This window comes from Nonomuraea sp. NPDC049400, assembly GCF_044466425.1.
GTDB lineage: Bacteria > Actinomycetota > Actinomycetes > Streptosporangiales > Streptosporangiaceae > Nonomuraea.
This window is the reverse complement of sequence record NZ_JBITMP010000009.1, coordinates 156,313-171,747: the sequence shown is the minus strand read 5'-3', so window position 1 is coordinate 171,747 and position 15,435 is coordinate 156,313. Positions and strand designations below refer to the sequence as shown.

The following is a 15,435-nucleotide window of genomic DNA, read 5'->3' as shown; positions in this document are numbered from 1 at the left end:
GTTGCGCCGCCGAGGCCCCCGCCGCGTGATCATCTGTTCACGCCGTCGGCGGGCCGCCGCAACAGGCTCAGATCCGCCCGCCGCGGAAGGCTCTCCCAGTCGCCCTGGGAGGTCACCGCGAACGCCCCCGCCGCGCACGCCGTGCTGAGCCGCTCCCCGGGCTCGGCGCCCGCGAGCCAGTCGGCCAGCCAGCCGGCCGCGAACGCGTCCCCGGCCCCCACGGAGTCGACCTCGGTCACCTGGTACGGCTCCGCCCGCCGTACGACGCCCTCGGACAGCTCCATCGCGCCCTTCGCGCCGAACTTGACCAGCACGTGCCGCGGGCCCAGCGCCGCCAGCGCCTTGGCCAGCTCGTCAGGGTTTTCCGCGTCGACGATCAGCCGGCCCTCTGCCTCCGTCGCGAAGAGCACGTCCACGTTCCCGATGGTCTCCCGCAGCCACGCCCCCGCCTCATCGGGCGTCCAGAGCGCCCTGCGGTAGTTGACGTCCAGTGAGACCAGCACCCCGGCGGCCCGCGCCGTGGCGATGGCGTGCCGTACGGCGTCGCGTGCCGACTCCGACAGCGCGGGCGTGATCGCGGAGACGTGCAGCACCCTGGCGGACCTGATGAGCTCCGGGTCGAGGTCGGCGGCGCACAGCCGCGAGCCCGCGCTGTCCTTGCGGTAGTAGCGCACGTCGATGAGGTCCGCCGTGCGCCTGCCCTTGATCATGAGCCCGGTCGGCGCCGCGGCATCGGGGATGGCGCGCGCGTCCACGCCCTCGCCCGCCAGCGTGGAGCGGATGAGGTCGCCGAACTCGTCGGCCCCCACCCTGCCGATCCACGTCGCGCTGTGGCCGAGCCTGGCCACGCCGATCGCGACGTTCGACTCGGCGCCGCCCAGGCCGAGGTCGAAGTCGCGGGCGAAGCGCAGCGGCCCCGTGCGGCGGGCGGCGAACAGCGCCATGGTCTCACCGAAAGTCACCAGTTCGTGCATGGTTGAAGCCTAGTGTCATGGTTTTGACGGGCGATCGGCGACCGAGATTTCGTGCTTGTCGCCCGGGGCCAGGAACTCCAGCAGCCGCAGCCCCTCCTCCTCGACCTCCTCCAGGACGGGGATCGGCGCCCACTGGTGGATGGTGAGCGTGGAGGTGCCCTTGGCGCGGGTGACCGTCCAGTCCCCGGCGGTGAAGCCGTCCACCAGAATGGTGCGGGGCTGCACGTTCGTACCCATGAAGCCCTGGAGCGCGGCCAGGCCCGTTTCGGTGATGACCCTGGAGCGGTCGGCGTGCGACAGGAAGAGGTTGTCGAAGTCGTACATCAGCCGTACCGGTGCGGGGGTGTCCTCGTCGGGCCGTACGGCGTCGGGCAGGTCGTACAGGACCCGTCCCGACTCGTCCCTGAACCTGACCAGGTCCAGCGACTCCACCACCTCGCCCAGCCGCGTCAGCCCCGACCACGTCTGTACGTCCATCACCGACGCGGGCCCGAACGCGGCGAGATAGCGCAGCACCAGCTCGGCAGGCGTCATCGGCGGCGCCTCGAAGCCCAGCCACGACTCGGCGCTCGTGTGCGCGACGGGCCCGCTCCTGCCCCACAAGCCGCGGGGTGGCACCTGCACCAGCGGCACCAGCCACCGCACCGCCTGGCTGAGCGCGTGGCGGTCGTGTGACGGCCACCGCTCGGCGAGATCACGCTCCAGTTCGGCGAACGTCATGGGCCGCTCCTCCACCAGCGCTCGGCCGCGCGCCGCCAGCTCGTCGAGGTCCACGCCCTGCAGCTTCTTGCCGTACGCGCCCCGCGTGCCGCGCTCGGTGACGACCTGCAGCAGCGGCCTCATGGCCAGGCAGTCGCGCGCGGACACGAGGTGGATCGTGGAGCGCTGCAGGGCGATGCGTACGAGATCGCGCGAGAGCAGCAGGTCGGCGGCGTCGGCGGGCTTGAAGCCCTCGATGCGGCTCCAGAGGCCGGTGTACCAGGTGTGCGGGGTCTGCGCCTGGAGCCCGCCGAGGTGCTCCACGACCTCGATCACGGTCTTGCCGGTGCGGCGCAGGAGGTGCTGCCGGTCGAGCGTGGCCCGGTTGAGCGCTCTGCGGCTGATGAGGGGATCCATGGTCCAAAGGTAGGGGCTGTTGCGGCCGGTCACGGGCCGCAATGGCGCCAGCACCGCCTCCCATCGCGGTACATATATGAATAAATGTTGACCATTGCACTTTCCTGATGGTTAATCGAAGAGAGTGTGCCGCTTTCAACGGGGGAAGCGGCTGTTCGTTGCCATGGGGGAAACATGACCAGGACTCTTGTCGGCATGCTCTTAGCCGCCACTGCCGCGACCGGGGTCGTCGCGGTGGCGCCGACGGCAGCCTCGGCGTCCACGGTGGGGCAGACCGCCCTGGGAGCAGGGACGACAGCTCGTCCACATCTGCTCGACTACAAGATCTACTTCGGCAAGTGCGAAGACACCTGCCGCATCAAGGTGCGGATCAAGAACGTCTCCCGCGCGAGGCTCTACGACGTCAGCCTGAACGCCCGCCTCTGGGTCAACGGCAAGAAGGTCGGGGCCTGCTACGACTACGTCGGCAGCATCCGCTCCAAGGGGGTCCGCTGGGCCGGGTGCACCGTACGGTCGGCGAAACTCGCCAACCTGTGGAACCGCTACCTCGACGGCGAGATCGACTTCAACACCAGGACAAAGACCAGCGTCCACTACGAGTGGTACAGGTGACCACGCGGCCAGGGGCTGATCCTCCTCGGCCCCTGGCCGCTCGGGCGGTCACCGCTCCCGCGTACTGAGGGTGCGCGGAGTCATGATCGGCTCCTTCGTTATGATCGATTCGATCGAATTGATTGTTGGGGAGCGCATGACCGAATCGCGGCCGAAGACCCTGCTCGCCATGGGGCGGCCGGTGGCTGGGCGGCTCGTCACGGGGCAGGTGCGCGACCGCCTGCTCGGCATCGCCGACGTGGACCCCGACCTGGTGGCCGAGGATTTCGCCGACCCGGTCGTGGCCGAGGCGCTGGCCGAGGCGGAGGTGCTCTACACCAGCTGGTGGTGCCCGCCCATCACTCAAGCGGTGCTGGCCAGGGCGCCCAGGCTGCGCGCTGTCGTGCACGCGGCCGGCTCCGTGAAGCATCACGTCACCGAGGCGTGCTGGCAGCGCGGCATCCTGGTCTCGTCCGCCGCGGCGGCCAACGCCGAGCCGGTCGCCGAGTACACGCTGGCCGCCATCCTGTTTGCGAACAAGCGGGTTCTCGACATCTCCCGGCTCTACCGCGAGCACCGGGCACGACTCGACCTGGAGAGCCGCTTCCCCGGCTTCGGCAACTACCGGCGCACGATCGGCATCGTCGGCGCCTCCAGGGTGGGCCGCCGGGTGATCGAGCTGCTGCGCCCGTTCGAGCTGGACGTGCTCGTCGCCGACCCGTACCTGACGGAGGACCTGGGCGTGCCACGCGTCGAGCTGGACGAGCTGTTCGAGCGGTGCGACGTGATCAGCCTGCACGCGCCCGCGCTCCCGGAGACCAGGCACCTCATAGACGCGAGCCGCCTCGCGCGCATGCGCGACGGCGCGACACTGATCAACACGGCCCGCGGCGCGCTCGTGGATCAGGACGCGCTCACCGCCGAGCTGGCCGGCGGGCGGCTGTACGCGGTGATCGACGTGACCGAGCCCGACCTGCTGCCCGCCGACTCGCCCCTCTACGACCTCTCGAACATCCTGCTCACCCCGCACATCGCCGGCTCCCTCGGCGGCGAGCTGCCCCGCCTCGCCCACCTGGCCCTCGACGAGCTCTCCAGGTACGCCCAGGGCCTGCCGTTCCTACACGGCGTGGGAGCGGAGGAGCTGGCCAGAAGCGCCTGACACCGAGGCAGCGGCGCCACCCGGAGGCAACCCGGCGCCTGCTGTAAGGGGGCGGGCCTCCGAGGCGTGATGGCGCGGGCGGCAGGCCGGCCCTACGCTGCTCTGCATGCACAGACGGGTGATCGACGGCCGCTTCGAGTTGATGGAGCGGCTCGGTGGCGGGGGCATGGGCCTGGTGTGGCGGGCCTGGGACGTGGCCCTGCACCGCGAGGTCGCGCTCAAGGAGGTACGTCCCCCAGACCCCTCCATGGAGGAGCACGACCCGGCCGGTGCCCGAGAGCTGCGCGCCAGGGTGCTACGGGAGGCCCGCGCCCTGGCCCGGCTGAACCATCCGCACGTCGCCACCATCCACCACATCGTCGACCCGGGGGAGCACGGCTACCCGTGGATCGTCATGGAGCTGGTCTCGGGCGGCTCGCTCCAGGGGCGCATCCAGCGCGGGCCCATGCCGCCGCATGAGGTGGCGCGTCTCGGTCGTGAGGTCTTGTCCGCGCTGCGGGCCGCGCACGCCGTCGGCATCCAGCACCGGGACGTGAAGCCGGCCAACGTCCTGTTACGGGAGGACGGCCGGTCGGTGCTGACCGACTTCGGCATCGCGGCCGTGCGCGAGTCCACGAGCCTGACAGCCACCGGAGCGTTCATCGGCTCTCCCGAGTACATGGCGCCCGAGCGCATCAACGGCGTCGAGGGTGACCCGGCCTCCGACTTCTGGTCGCTCGGCATGATGCTGTACGTGGCGGTGGAGGGCCGGCACCCGTTGCGCAGGAGCACCACGCTGGCCACGCTGGCCGCCGTGCTCAACCAGGACGTGCCGCCACCGGAGCGCGGCGGGCCGCTCACCCCGGTGTTGAGCGCACTGCTGAGACGCGACCCGGCGGCTCGCCCCGACGCAGAGACCCTCGATCACCTGCTGGCCTCGGCCGCCGACCCCCGCTCGGGGTCATCCCCGATCCTGGCCCCCGCGTACACCGCGCCGCCCATGGCCGGGCACACTGAGCCGCCGCGTGCCGGGCAGACGGTTCCGCCGGTGTCCGGGCCCACCATCCCGCCCATGCACGGGCATGCGGCCCCCCAGCCACCTCCCTGGGGCGCGGCGCCCGTCAAGGGGCAGAGCACCCCGAACCCTCGCCGCGCCCCCGTGGTCCGCACCGCGGCGATCGTGGCGGTCACGGTGACCGGTGTGCTGGTGTGGCAGCTGCTCCCCACCACATCCACCAACACTGCGAAGGACGTCCCGTCGGTGGATACCACCCCGGTGGTGACCAAGAACCCCAGCTCGCCGAGCGCCACCACGCGCGCCACGCCGGGGAACCTGCACACCCCGGCGGGAATGCGCGCCATGATCGCCAAGATCAGGTCCGCCACCGGAGGCACCAAGGTCGTCAAGATGACGGCGTATCCGACCTACGCGTCCTTCGACGCCCCGCTCAAGCGGGACAAGGGGATCTTCGACAGGTACAACTACCGCGACGGCCAGGTCATCCCCTCGGGCATCGGCGGCGAGGTGGACACCCCCGTCGTGGACCTGGACCAGTACAACTGGGACGCCCTCCCCATCCTGCTCAGGAGGGCGGACAAGGAGCTCGGCGTCCCCAGGCCGACCACGCGGTACGTGATCGCGGACCCCGACTACGCGTTCGCCGGCACGCGCCAGGTGCTGCTCGTCTACGTGTCCGATGGCTACCGCACGGGGTACCTGGTCGCCGACCCCAAGGGCAGGGTCGTCAGGAGCGTTCGGAGCGACTAGCCGCCCTTTCCGCCCGTCAGCAGCTGTCCTGGTAGCCGCTCTCGGGGATCAACCTGGTCCACTCCGCCCTGCTGAGCGCCCCGCCCGCCTTGGCACACACCTCTTGCGCCGCCAGCGCCGGATCCACCGGACTCTCGCGTACGGTGCCGTCGAGCGCCACGCCGCGCAGCCGCTTGCCGTCCTGGGTGAAGGCCGGGCCCGCGGCCCATGAGCCCGCCTGGCCGACCTCGCGCATCGTGCTCACGTCCCAGAGCGAGGTACGGGCGGCGTTGACGGCCAGCAGGTCGCCGTCCGGGGAGAAGCGGAGCTCGTTCACCGGCGCCGTGCCCGTCTGGATCGTGCCCCGCGGCTCCTGGTCGCGTACGTCCCAGAGCAGCACCCGGCCGCCCTCCAGCCCGAACGCCAGCGTGCGCCCGTCGGGGGAGAAGGCGAGCGCGGTGGGCGCCGGCGGCGCCTCCCCGCCCTCGGCGGACAGGGCGAGGGCGAGCGGGGTGATCTCGCCGGTGCGCAGGTCGAGCAGCTTGGCGCCGGCGGCCAGCGTCGAGCCGTCGGGGCTGAAGGCCAGCGCCAGGTCGCCCGCGCCCTCGTACATCCTGATGCGCCGCCCCGCGCGCACGTTCCACGTCTCCAGCGTCTTGCCGCGCGCGGTGGCCAGCGTGTCGCCGGTGGGGGAGAGCGCGACGGCGGTCACGTCGCCGCCCGCCTCGATGGCGGTCACCTGCCTGCCGCCGGCCACCTCCCACACGGTCACCGGGTCGCCCGCGACGGCGAGCAGCCTGCCGTCCGCGTCGAAGGCCAGGTCACCGGCGGCGGCGACGCGGCCCAGCGTCTTGCGTTCGACTGCATCGGTGAGCTCGATCGAGTCGCCGACCTCTTTGGCGGCTATGCGCCCGTTGCCGGAGAAGGCGGCGGTGTGGCTGTCCTCTGACGGGACCGGCAGCCCCGAGACGTCGAGCGAGATGACGGATCCGGCGCCGCTCAGGTAGCGCAGCGAGCGTCCGTCGGTGGAGAAGGCCAGGCCGCGCTCGGGGTTCTTGAGCGGGTACGCGCCCGCCAGGCGGCGCTCGGCCACGTTCCAGACCCGCACCGCTCCCTCGCCCGGCAGGGCGAGCAGACGGCCGTCGGGGCTGAAGGCGGGCGGGTAGGCAGAGGTGTGCCCCAGGTCGTCGTTGCCGACCACCTCCACGCCGGACAGGACGGGCGCCTTCGCGCTCTCGCGCTCCGCGTCCCGGGCGTCGTGCCTGTCCGAGCGCAGCGCCTCAGGACGGTCGCCCACCGAAGGGGTCGGTGACGCCGCGTCGGCAGGCTTCTCTCCAGTGGGTGCCGAGGGGTCGGGTGACGCCGCGTCGGCAGGCTTCTCTCCAGCGGATGCCGCGTCGACGGGCTCCTGCCCGGTGGATGCCGAGGGAACCGGTGACGCCGTGCCTGCGGGGTCCCGTTCGGAGGGTGCCGTGTTCGCCGGTCCGGGGCCGTCGGTGCCGGACGTGTCCGCGCGTTCCGCGCGCACGGTCCCGGTCCGCCGCGCCGCCACGAGCGTGACCCCGTCGCGCCCCGCCACCGCCAGCGTGGCGCCGTCCGGGCTGAACGCCAGGGCGGGCGCCGCCGCGTCCGCGCCGGTGAGCGGCTGGACCTCGACCGCGCCCGTCCTGGTCCGCCCGCCGAGCTCCCACAGCTCGACCCGCCCGTTCAGACCGGAGAAGGCCGCTTGGGTCCCGTCCGAGGAGAGCGTCACCTGGCGGTCGGCGACGTCGAACAGCAACCGCCCGCCCCGATAGACCCTCGTCCTGTTGTCCTGGCTGATGGCATAGGCGGCCGTCGCGGCGGGCGGGCGCCCCGTGGCCACCTCGAACGGCCTCCCGTCGGCCCCCACCGCGAACTTCCCGTCGTCGCTCAGTACGCTCCCCGCGGGCAGCGGGTACGACGCGAGCCGCCGCCCGCGGCCCATGTCCCAGACGGTGACCGCGCCGGTGCCCCATTTGATCAGTTCGTCCCCGCGCAGCAGGTAACGCGCCCGCATGTCGGCGGCCGGATCGGTGAACGTCCCCAGCTCCGGCTGCACGAGAGAGGCCTGCAGCGCGGCCCGCGCCTCGAACACCGGCGACAGCTTCCAGGCGGCCACGCTCAGCCGCATCGCCGTACGCGGGTCGGACGACCGCAGCGCCTCGGCCCTGGCGGCCACGGACCGCGCGTTGGCCTCGATGAGCTGCTCGCGCAGCTGGTTCTGACCGTGCACGGACACCACCGACAGCGTCACCGCGACGGCCAGTACCGCGCCGAGCGCCGCCAGCGCGGGCGCGAGGAGCTTCCTGCGCTGCTTGGACAGGGCCACGCTGTCGTTGACGAAGTCGCGTTCGAGCTGGTTGAGGCGGAGATGGCGGCGCTTGGTCGCGGCCCAGGCGAGCGCGGTGTCGAGCGCCTGGCCGCGAAGGAGCCGGCTCCGGCCGCGCCGGTGCTCGGACCAGCTCCTGGCGGCCTCGCGGATCAGCCGGTGGGCCTGCATGCTCTCGCGCTCGTCCTCGAGCCAGTCGCGCAGCCGGGGCCAGGCCCGGTAGAGCGCGGCGCTGGCGGGGGCCACCCGGTTGTCGCTGACGGCCACGAGCTTGCCCACTGTGGTCTCGGTCGGCGGCACGCGTACGCTCCGACGTACCAGGAGACCCGCGTCCATGAGCGGGCCGAGCACGTCACCCTCGTCGTGCGGGCTGTCGCCGTCGAACAGGCGCAGCAGCAGCCCCGGCACCTCCGCCTGCTGCCGCGGCGTGAGCGACTGGTACACCTCCTCGGCCACCTCGCCGAGCGACCGCGGCCCCGTGTGCCCCGCCGGCGGCCGCACCTCCGCCGCGCCGTCTCGTGGGCTCTCGACGCGCAGCTCCCGCGCCGCCGGCCGGTCGGCGGGATCCTTGGCCAGGGCCCGTCCGACCAGTTCGCGCAGCGGCTCGGGCAGCGCGTCCAGGTCGGGATCGACGGTCAGGAGCCGGTGCATGACCCCGCCCAGGCTCTCCCCGCTGAACGGGTCGCGCCCGGTGGCCGCGAACACCACCACCGCGCCCCACGCGAACACGTCGGCCGCCGCCCCGGCCTCCTTCCCGGTCAGGACCTCGGGCGCCGTGTACGTGTACGTCCCGCCGGTGGGCACGCCCAGCTCGATCACCTTGGGACCGCCGGCGGCCAGCAGCACGCTCTCCGGATCGAGCCCCCGATGCGTCAGCCCCGCCTCGTGCAGCGCGGCCAGCGCGGAGGCCAGCGCCCCGGCCAGCGCGACCAGCTCGTCCCCCTGGTAGGGCCCGTGCAGCTCCACGGCCCGCCGCAGGTCCGGCCCATCCACGTATTCGCTCACCACGTACGGCACACCCTCGTCGGTTCCGACGGCGACCACCTCGGCCAGATGGGGGCAGGTCACCCGCTCGAACCGGCGCCCGGCCTGGCCTTCGCTCGAGCCGCGCGGCACCGTGACCGCGAAGCGGCGCCCCTCGTCGTCGTAAGCGTCGTAGACCACGCCGCGACCGCCCGCGCCGAGCCTGGCCGCCAGCCAGAAGCCGCCGAGCCTCTCGGGGTCACCGGGCACCAAGCGCATCGTCACTGATGCTTAGATGCGCGACACCGCACATTGGTTGTCCCCGAAACCACAAGATCCACATAACGCCACAGGTCCCCCGCGCGCCTCGGGGGACCCATGCGTCATGATCATTATGCCAGGCTCCTGGATCTTGCCGGCCATTCGTGGCGAAGCACCGACATGAGCACCGCGTCGTGCCACTCGCCGTCCCACAGCAGGGCGTCCCGCTCCACGCCCTCCTCCACGAAGCCGACCTTCTTGTACACATGGCGTGCCCGCTCGTTGAAGGCGTAGACGTCGAGCTTGATCCGGTGCAGCGGCGTCGTGGCGAAGGCGTGGTCGAGGACCAGCCTGATGGCCTCGGTGCCGTAGCCCTTGCCGAAGACCCGCCCGCCGATGAGCGCGATGCGCAGGTTGCAGGCGAGGTTGTGCCGGTCGAGCTCGTTGAGCACGACCTCGCCGACGTATTCACCGTCCGCGATGATCGCCAGGTCGAGCCGGTCGGCGTGGTCCTTCCTGGTGGCGTACCACTGGCGGGCGAATTCGCGGTCGATCTCGCCGTGGGAGCCCGTCAGCCGGCCCACCTCGGGGTCGGAGATCAGCTCGAAGAGGCCGTCGGCGTGCTCGGGGCCGACCGGGCGCAGCGTCACTCGCTCGCCCGTCAGCGTGGGTTTCTCGGCGAACATCCCGTGTGGCATCCCATCTGGTTATCAGCGCGGGTCCTCGACGGGCAAACCCATTTCCCGCAACGCCGCGTCCCGCACCTGCTCGGGGCGCATGGCGCCGACGTCGCACCTCAGGTCCGCGACCTCGCGGAAGTACGGATCGCGCCGGGCCCGCATCGCGGCCGGGTCGAAGTCGGGGCGGTGGTCGCTCGACTTCATCCGCTGGACCAGCACCTCGTCGGAGGCGTCCACCCAGAGCACGAACGCCTTGTCCATCGCCGCGCGCACCCGGGGGTCCTCGACCGTGCTCGCGGCCGCCGCGATGACCTGCGGCTCCCCAGCCAGCTCGTGCAGCACGTGCTCGGCCTCGTACCGGTGCAGCGTGTCCGCGCCGTCGCGGGCGGCGAGCTGCGCGGCGGTGCCGCCGTACCGCGCCTCGAGGAACGGGTCGCTGTCACTGAACGGCAGCCCCAGCGAATCGGCGATCAGCCGGCCGGCCGTCGACTTGCCCGAGCCCATCAGCCCGACCACCACGACTGGTTTGTTTTTCGACATGTGGATAGAGGTTCCTTCGTGTCAAGGAGGTAAATCTGATGACCATCGCCGGAAGCATCATCCTCATCATGCTCGGCGCGATCCTCACCTGGGCCGTCGAGTTCGATCTCGCCGGCCTCGACATCAACGTAGTGGGGGTCATCCTCATGCTCGGTGGCCTCGTCGGACTCCTGTTCGGTATTTACCGGATCAGCGTCACCCGTAGGGCGGTCGGCCCGATCGACGAGCCCGTGCACCGCCACGACGTCTACGAGGAGCCGGAAGCCCGCAGGACCACCGTGTACGAGGAACGCCGCCACTACGACGAACCACCGCTGTAGGAGGTGAATCGGCATGCCCGCTGTCGAAGAGCTGCCGTCGACCATCAAACGTTCGCCGAAGAAGGCACAGAACACGTGGATCAAGGCGCACGACAACGCCGTGAAGGAGTACGGCGAGGGCCGGCGCGCCCACATGACCGCGTTCGCCGCGCTGAAGCACTCGTTCGAGAAGGTCGGCGACCACTGGGAACCGAAGGAGAAGAAGGGGCCTTCCGACAAGGGCGCGACCGACCGGTCCGGCAGGACGGCCGAGGGCGTCAACGCCAACGCCAGCAAGGAGCACCTGCAGAAGGTGGCCGCACAGCTCGAGGTACGCGGCCGGTCCAAGATGACCAAGCAGGAGCTGGTAAGCGCCATCAAGAAGGCCAATCGGAGGGCCACGGCGAAGGCCCGCTGACCGGGGCCGTCCACTCCGAGGGCCGGTGGCGCACAAGCCGTCGGCCCTCATGCGTGTCCCACCGTCGGTCACAACAGTCGGTCACAACAGCCGCTTGACCGCCTCGGCGATCGCGCGGCGGTCGATGCGGGCGAGGGCGAGCTGCTCCTCCGGCGTCGCGGACCCGGGCAGGCCCATCACGGCCAGCTTCACCACCCGCGGCCCCAGCTCGCTGACCGCGTCCATCACCGCGTCGCCGAGCCCGCCCTCCAGCCGATGATCCTCCACCGTGATCAGGTTGCCCGTGGTGGTGGCCGCCTCGACCAGCACCGACGTGTCGACGGGCTTGACCGAGTACAGGTCGATCACCCCCACCGGGATACCGGCGTCACGCAACTCGTCGGCCGCGGCCAGCGCCTCATGCACGGTCACGCCCGCGGCGACGATCGTGGCCCGGTCGTTGTGCGAGTGGCGCAGTATGCGTGACCCGCCCACGGGGAACCGCTCGCCCGGCGGGTAGATCACCGGCGTGTTCCCACGCGTCGTACGCAGGTAGGACACGCCTTCGAGGTCGGCCAGCTCGACGGTCAGCGCCGCCGCCTGGTTGGCGTCGCACGGGTAGAGCACCGTGCTCCCGTATATGGCGCGCAGCATCGCCAGGTCCTCCAGGCCCATCTGGGACGGCCCGTCCTCGCCGATCGACACCCCCGCGTGCGAGCCGACCAGCCGGATCGACGCCCTGCTCACGCCGGCCATCCTGATGAAGTCGTACGCCCTGCTCAGGAACGCCGCGAACGTGGCCGCGTACGGCCGCCACCCGCGCACCTGCAGGCCCACGGCGGCGGCCACGAGCTGCTGCTCGGCGATGTACATCTCGAAGAACCGCTCGGGGAACTCCTTCGCGAACGCCTCGGTCTTGGTCGAGTCCGCCACCTCGCCGTCCAGCACCACGACGTCCTCCCGCGCCGCGCCGAGCGCCGCGAGCGCCTCCCCGAACGCCGTCCGCGTGGCCACCTTGTCGCCCACCTTGTACGCGGGCAGACTCATCGGCCTGGTCTCGAACCGGTACGGCGCGGGGGAGTCGTCGGGCTTGTGCACCTCCACCCGCACGTCCCTGGAGCCGCCCAGCTCCTCGATCGCCTTGTCCGGGTCCTTGAGCGGCTTGCCGTGGGCCCCTTCGCGGTTCTCGACCTCCAGGGCGCCCTCGCCCTTGCGCGTCTTGGCCAGGATCACGGTCGGCCGTCTTCGCGTGTTGCAGGCGTCGCTCAGGGCGTAGTCGATCTGCCCGGGATCGTGCCCGTCGATCTCGATCGTGTGCCAGCCGAACGCCCCGAACCTGCGCGCGTACGCCCCGGTGTCCCACCCATGCCGGGTCGGCCCCCGCTGGCCGAGCCGGTTCACGTCCACGATCGCGGTCAGGTTGGCCAGCCCCTCGCAGCCCGCGTGCTCCGCCGCCTCCCAGATCGACCCCTCGGCCAGCTCACTGTCCCCGCAGAGCACCCACACCCGGTACGGCAACCGTTCCAGCCGCCCGGCCATGGCCACCCCGACCCCCACCGCCAGGCCCTGCCCCAGCGACCCGGTCGCCACGTCCACCCAGGGCAGCCGGGGCGTGGGGTGACCCTCCAGCCGGCTGCTCCGCTTCCTGAACGTCAGCAACTCCTTGTCGCCGATGACCCCGGCAGCCTTGTAGAGCGAATAGAGGAGGGGCGACGCGTGGCCTTTCGAGAAGATCAAATGGTCGTTGGCGGGATTGTCCGGGTGGTCGAAGTCGTAACGCAGGTGGCAGGCGAAGAGCACGGCCATCAGATCGGCCGCCGACATGGACGAGGTCGGATGGCCGGACCCGGCTTCCGCGGCCGCTCGTACGGAGTCGACACGAAGTTGCGCGGCCAGCTCGGCCAGGTACTGAAGATCGCGCTCGGGCATCATGGCCTCCTCGGAAACGGTTTCCCGCCGCCTACCCCGCCAAGCCCCCTTAACCCCTGTGAGAATCGCGCCCGGCTCAACGGTTTCGGCGGCGGAGCGCGGCGAAGGCGGCGGCGGTGCCTCCGGCCAGGGCGAGCAGGACCGGGCCGCGGTGTTGCGACAACCAGAGCTGGGGGCTGCGGGCATGGGAGCGGTCGTCGAACGAGCCGTGGGCGCCGTAGTCCGCCGCCTCGTCGGCCGGCTCCCACAGGTTGGACACGCCGCTCGGCGGCTTCTCGTCGGTCTGCTGGGAGCGCGCGCCGGTCCTGGCCACGTAGCGGTCCACCAGCGCCGGGGCCACGCGCTGGGCCAGGAGGGTGGCGGCGGTGCTGGCGCCCACCCAGTACTCCTTGCGCTCCGGGTGCTCGGCCGCGTACACGATGGCCCTGGCCGCCACCTCCGGCTGGTAGATCGGGGGGACCGGCTGTGGGTGGCGGCGGAGCTTGGACAGCACCCAGTCGAACTGCGGGGTGTTGACCGCGGGCAACTGCACCAGGGTGACGTGGATGCCGCCGCCGTCGGCCAGCAGCTCGGTACGCAGCGACTCCGTGAAGCCCTTGATCGCGTGTTTGGCGCCGCAGTACGCCGACTGCAGCGGGATGCCGCGATAGGACAGGGCCGAGCCGGTCTGGACGATCGTGCCCGTGCCGCGCGGGCGCATCAGGTCCAGGGCCACCTTCGTGCCCCAGACATAGCCCAGGTACGTCACCGCGGTGGTGCGGGCGTACTCCTCCGGGGAGATCTCAGTGAATTTGCTGAAGACGGAGGAGAAGGCGGTGTTGATCCAGACAGAGATCGGTCCCATCTCCGCCTCGATCCGCTCCCCGGCCCGCCTCACTTGGTCGTAGTCCGCTATGTCGGCCTCGAATACCTGCCCCGTGCCGCCCTCCACACCCACGTCCACGGCGGCGGCGCCCAGCCCGGTCGTGCCCCGGGCGATGAGCGCCACCTTGGCTCCCTGCCGGCCGAGCCGGCGGACGACCGCACGGCCGACCCCGCCGCTCGCGCCCGTCACCACTACCACCCGCCCTCGAAGTGGTGCCATGTCGAGATCAGCCCGCCTCTCCGTTCTGTCGTAGTTTCTGGCGCCGTACGGCCAGGACGATGTCGACCACTGTGGCGATGCCCAGCACGATCGCGACCCCGGTCATGACCGGGGCGCGCGCGATGATCCCGAGCACCGCGAACGCGAAGAGGAACACCAGCATGAACGACCCGACCCTGATGTGCACCACGTCGCGCGGTGTGGCCGGCACCATGGGATGGCCTTTCGCGTCGCCTTCCTCGTGCCACTTTCCGTTATCAGGCAAGTCAGACATGCGGCTCATCTGCCCGTGCTGTTTGTTGCCTAACGTCCGGGGTAGCGGCGTTCCGTGCCCGAGCTGCATCCCAGTGACCAAAGTGAACCGGGGATCGTGCGGAAGCGTCGCGGGCGTGGGTTCGGCTATGAGGGCCCCGACGGGGGGCCGGTGCGCGACCGCGCCACGCTGGACCGGATCAAGGCGCTCGCCATCCCCCCGGCATGGACCGACGTGTGGATCTGCGGGTCGCCCCGCGGCCACCTGCAGGCCGTGGGCACGGACGCCGCCGGGCGCAGGCAGTACCGCTACCACGACCTGTGGCGCGAGCAGCAGGACCAGGCCAAGTTCGACCGGGTGCTCGAGGTGGCGGAGCGGTTGCCGGCGTTCAGGAAGGCCGTGGACGACCAGCTCGAGGGGCGCGGCCTGACGAAGGAGCGGGTGCTGGCCGCCGCCGCCCGCCTGCTCGACATCGGCTTCTTCCGCATCGGCGGCGAGAGCTACGACACCTACGGGCTCGCCACGCTCAGGATGGAGCACGTCACCTGCGCCAACGGCATCGTCACGTGCTCGTACCAGGCCAAGGGGGACGTCCTGCGGGAGGTCGAGGTGGCCGATCCGGGGGCGTGCAAGGTGCTCAGAGCGCTCAAGGCGCTCGGCGCCGAGGGCGAGCTGCTGCGCTACCGGCACGCGGGCGGCTGGGCCGACATCAGGAGCGAGGACATCAACGACTACCTGCGCGAGACCATCGGGTACGAGGTCACCGCCAAGGACTTCCGCACCTGGCACGCCACGGTCCTGGCCGCCGTGGGCCTGGCGGTGTCCAAGCCGGCGGGTCAGAAGAGGCGGGCGGTCGCCCGGGTCATGCGCGAGGTCGCCGAATACCTCGGCAACACCCCCACCGTGGCCAGGGCGTCGTACGTGGACCCGCGCGTGGTCGAGGCGTACGACCAGGACAGGACCATCGCGGCCGTGCTGACCGAGCTGGGGGCGGACGCCGACTTCGGGCAGCTGGCCACGGCGGGCACGGTGGAACGCGCGGTCATCGACCTCATCCGCGCCGTTTGAGCCGTTCGTCCCCGGGCATGCGGCGACAGAAGAAGGAGGCGAGCG

Annotated in this window: 14 protein-coding genes; 6 read left to right on the top strand and 8 right to left on the bottom strand. The window is 71.5% G+C overall.

Going from position 1 to position 15,435, the window contains the following annotated elements:
- Positions 1 to 29: 29 nt before the first annotated feature.
- On the bottom strand, positions 30 to 974 hold the full coding sequence (locus tag ACIBVN_RS16150; protein WP_397136940.1) for a sugar kinase: 945 nt from the start codon (positions 972 to 974) through the stop codon (positions 30 to 32).
- Positions 975 to 989: 15 nt separating this feature from the next.
- A complete protein-coding gene (locus ACIBVN_RS16145; RefSeq protein WP_397136938.1) occupies positions 990 to 2,090 on the bottom strand; it encodes a winged helix DNA-binding domain-containing protein in 1,101 nt (366 codons plus the stop codon).
- A gap of 174 nt (positions 2,091 to 2,264) precedes the next feature.
- Here ACIBVN_RS16145 and ACIBVN_RS16140 point away from each other — a divergent pair, with 174 nt between their 5' ends.
- The 3 genes from ACIBVN_RS16140 to ACIBVN_RS16130 all read left to right on the top strand — a co-directional run bounded on the left by ACIBVN_RS16140 (position 2,265) and on the right by ACIBVN_RS16130 (position 5,587).
- A complete protein-coding gene (locus ACIBVN_RS16140) occupies positions 2,265 to 2,702 on the top strand; it encodes a hypothetical protein (RefSeq protein WP_397136937.1) in 438 nt (145 codons plus the stop codon).
- Between the two features lie 136 nt (positions 2,703 to 2,838).
- Positions 2,839 to 3,840, top strand: coding sequence for a hydroxyacid dehydrogenase (locus ACIBVN_RS16135; protein ID WP_397136935.1), 1,002 nt, complete (start codon positions 2,839 to 2,841; stop codon positions 3,838 to 3,840).
- Positions 3,841 to 3,946: 106 nt separating this feature from the next.
- A complete protein-coding gene (locus ACIBVN_RS16130) occupies positions 3,947 to 5,587 on the top strand; it encodes a protein kinase (RefSeq protein WP_397136933.1) in 1,641 nt (546 codons plus the stop codon).
- 16 nt (positions 5,588 to 5,603) lie between these two features.
- Here the strand turns inward: ACIBVN_RS16130 and ACIBVN_RS16125 are convergent, their stop codons facing one another.
- The 3 genes from ACIBVN_RS16125 to ACIBVN_RS16115 all read right to left on the bottom strand — a co-directional run bounded on the left by ACIBVN_RS16125 (position 5,604) and on the right by ACIBVN_RS16115 (position 10,360).
- A complete protein-coding gene (locus ACIBVN_RS16125) occupies positions 5,604 to 9,158 on the bottom strand; it encodes a protein kinase (RefSeq protein ID WP_397137228.1) in 3,555 nt (1,184 codons plus the stop codon).
- A gap of 113 nt (positions 9,159 to 9,271) precedes the next feature.
- Positions 9,272 to 9,838 (bottom strand): GNAT family N-acetyltransferase, encoded by a 567-nt coding sequence (locus ACIBVN_RS16120; RefSeq protein ID WP_397136932.1) that lies wholly within the window; start codon positions 9,836 to 9,838, stop codon positions 9,272 to 9,274.
- A gap of 12 nt (positions 9,839 to 9,850) precedes the next feature.
- On the bottom strand, positions 9,851 to 10,360 hold the full coding sequence (locus ACIBVN_RS16115; RefSeq protein ID WP_397136930.1) for a shikimate kinase: 510 nt from the start codon (positions 10,358 to 10,360) through the stop codon (positions 9,851 to 9,853).
- 38 nt (positions 10,361 to 10,398) lie between these two features.
- Between ACIBVN_RS16115 and ACIBVN_RS16110 the strand changes: the two genes are divergently transcribed.
- Both ACIBVN_RS16110 and ACIBVN_RS16105 read left to right on the top strand, forming a co-directional pair.
- Complete coding sequence (locus tag ACIBVN_RS16110; protein ID WP_349455194.1) at positions 10,399 to 10,680, top strand: hypothetical protein; 282 nt, start codon at positions 10,399 to 10,401, stop codon at positions 10,678 to 10,680.
- A 13-nt stretch (positions 10,681 to 10,693) separates the two neighbouring features.
- The gene (locus ACIBVN_RS16105; RefSeq protein WP_397136928.1) at positions 10,694 to 11,077 is read left to right on the top strand and encodes a ChaB family protein; all 384 of its coding nucleotides are present in this window, start codon (positions 10,694 to 10,696) and stop codon (positions 11,075 to 11,077) included.
- Between the two features lie 81 nt (positions 11,078 to 11,158).
- Here ACIBVN_RS16105 and ACIBVN_RS16100 read toward each other — a convergent pair whose 3' ends face one another.
- The 3 genes from ACIBVN_RS16100 to ACIBVN_RS16090 all read right to left on the bottom strand — a co-directional run bounded on the left by ACIBVN_RS16100 (position 11,159) and on the right by ACIBVN_RS16090 (position 14,334).
- Positions 11,159 to 12,988: a transketolase gene (locus tag ACIBVN_RS16100; protein WP_397136926.1), complete on the bottom strand. Its 1,830-nt coding sequence runs from the start codon at positions 12,986 to 12,988 to the stop codon at positions 11,159 to 11,161.
- Positions 12,989 to 13,061: 73 nt separating this feature from the next.
- A complete protein-coding gene (locus ACIBVN_RS16095; RefSeq protein WP_397136924.1) occupies positions 13,062 to 14,069 on the bottom strand; it encodes an SDR family oxidoreductase in 1,008 nt (335 codons plus the stop codon).
- Between the two features lie 7 nt (positions 14,070 to 14,076).
- A complete protein-coding gene (locus tag ACIBVN_RS16090) occupies positions 14,077 to 14,334 on the bottom strand; it encodes a hypothetical protein (RefSeq protein WP_397136922.1) in 258 nt (85 codons plus the stop codon).
- Positions 14,335 to 14,439: 105 nt separating this feature from the next.
- On the opposite strand from ACIBVN_RS16090, the gene ACIBVN_RS16085 reads away from it, so the two are divergent.
- Positions 14,440 to 15,390 (top strand): DNA topoisomerase IB, encoded by a 951-nt coding sequence (locus tag ACIBVN_RS16085; RefSeq protein ID WP_397136920.1) that lies wholly within the window; start codon positions 14,440 to 14,442, stop codon positions 15,388 to 15,390.
- Positions 15,391 to 15,435: the final 45 nt, after the last annotated feature.

Bases quoted from the DNA above. Each gene is read 5' to 3' on its own strand.
- ACIBVN_RS16150 (WP_397136940.1), bottom strand. From the start codon at position 974: ATGCACGAACTGGTGACTTTCGGTGAGACCATGGCGCTGTTCGCCGCC.
- ACIBVN_RS16130 (WP_397136933.1), top strand. From the start codon at position 3,947: ATGCACAGACGGGTGATCGACGGCCGCTTCGAGTTGATGGAGCGGCTC.
- ACIBVN_RS16120 (WP_397136932.1), bottom strand. From the start codon at position 9,838: ATGCCACACGGGATGTTCGCCGAGAAACCCACGCTGACGGGCGAGCGA.
- ACIBVN_RS16100 (WP_397136926.1), bottom strand. From the start codon at position 12,988: ATGATGCCCGAGCGCGATCTTCAGTACCTGGCCGAGCTGGCCGCGCAA.
- ACIBVN_RS16115 (WP_397136930.1), bottom strand. From the start codon at position 10,360: ATGTCGAAAAACAAACCAGTCGTGGTGGTCGGGCTGATGGGCTCGGGC.
- ACIBVN_RS16140 (WP_397136937.1), top strand. From the start codon at position 2,265: ATGACCAGGACTCTTGTCGGCATGCTCTTAGCCGCCACTGCCGCGACC.
- ACIBVN_RS16110 (WP_349455194.1), top strand. From the start codon at position 10,399: ATGACCATCGCCGGAAGCATCATCCTCATCATGCTCGGCGCGATCCTC.
- ACIBVN_RS16105 (WP_397136928.1), top strand. From the start codon at position 10,694: ATGCCCGCTGTCGAAGAGCTGCCGTCGACCATCAAACGTTCGCCGAAG.
- ACIBVN_RS16095 (WP_397136924.1), bottom strand. From the start codon at position 14,069: ATGGCACCACTTCGAGGGCGGGTGGTAGTGGTGACGGGCGCGAGCGGC.
- ACIBVN_RS16125 (WP_397137228.1), bottom strand. From the start codon at position 9,158: ATGCGCTTGGTGCCCGGTGACCCCGAGAGGCTCGGCGGCTTCTGGCTG.
- ACIBVN_RS16135 (WP_397136935.1), top strand. From the start codon at position 2,839: ATGACCGAATCGCGGCCGAAGACCCTGCTCGCCATGGGGCGGCCGGTG.
- ACIBVN_RS16145 (WP_397136938.1), bottom strand. From the start codon at position 2,090: ATGGATCCCCTCATCAGCCGCAGAGCGCTCAACCGGGCCACGCTCGAC.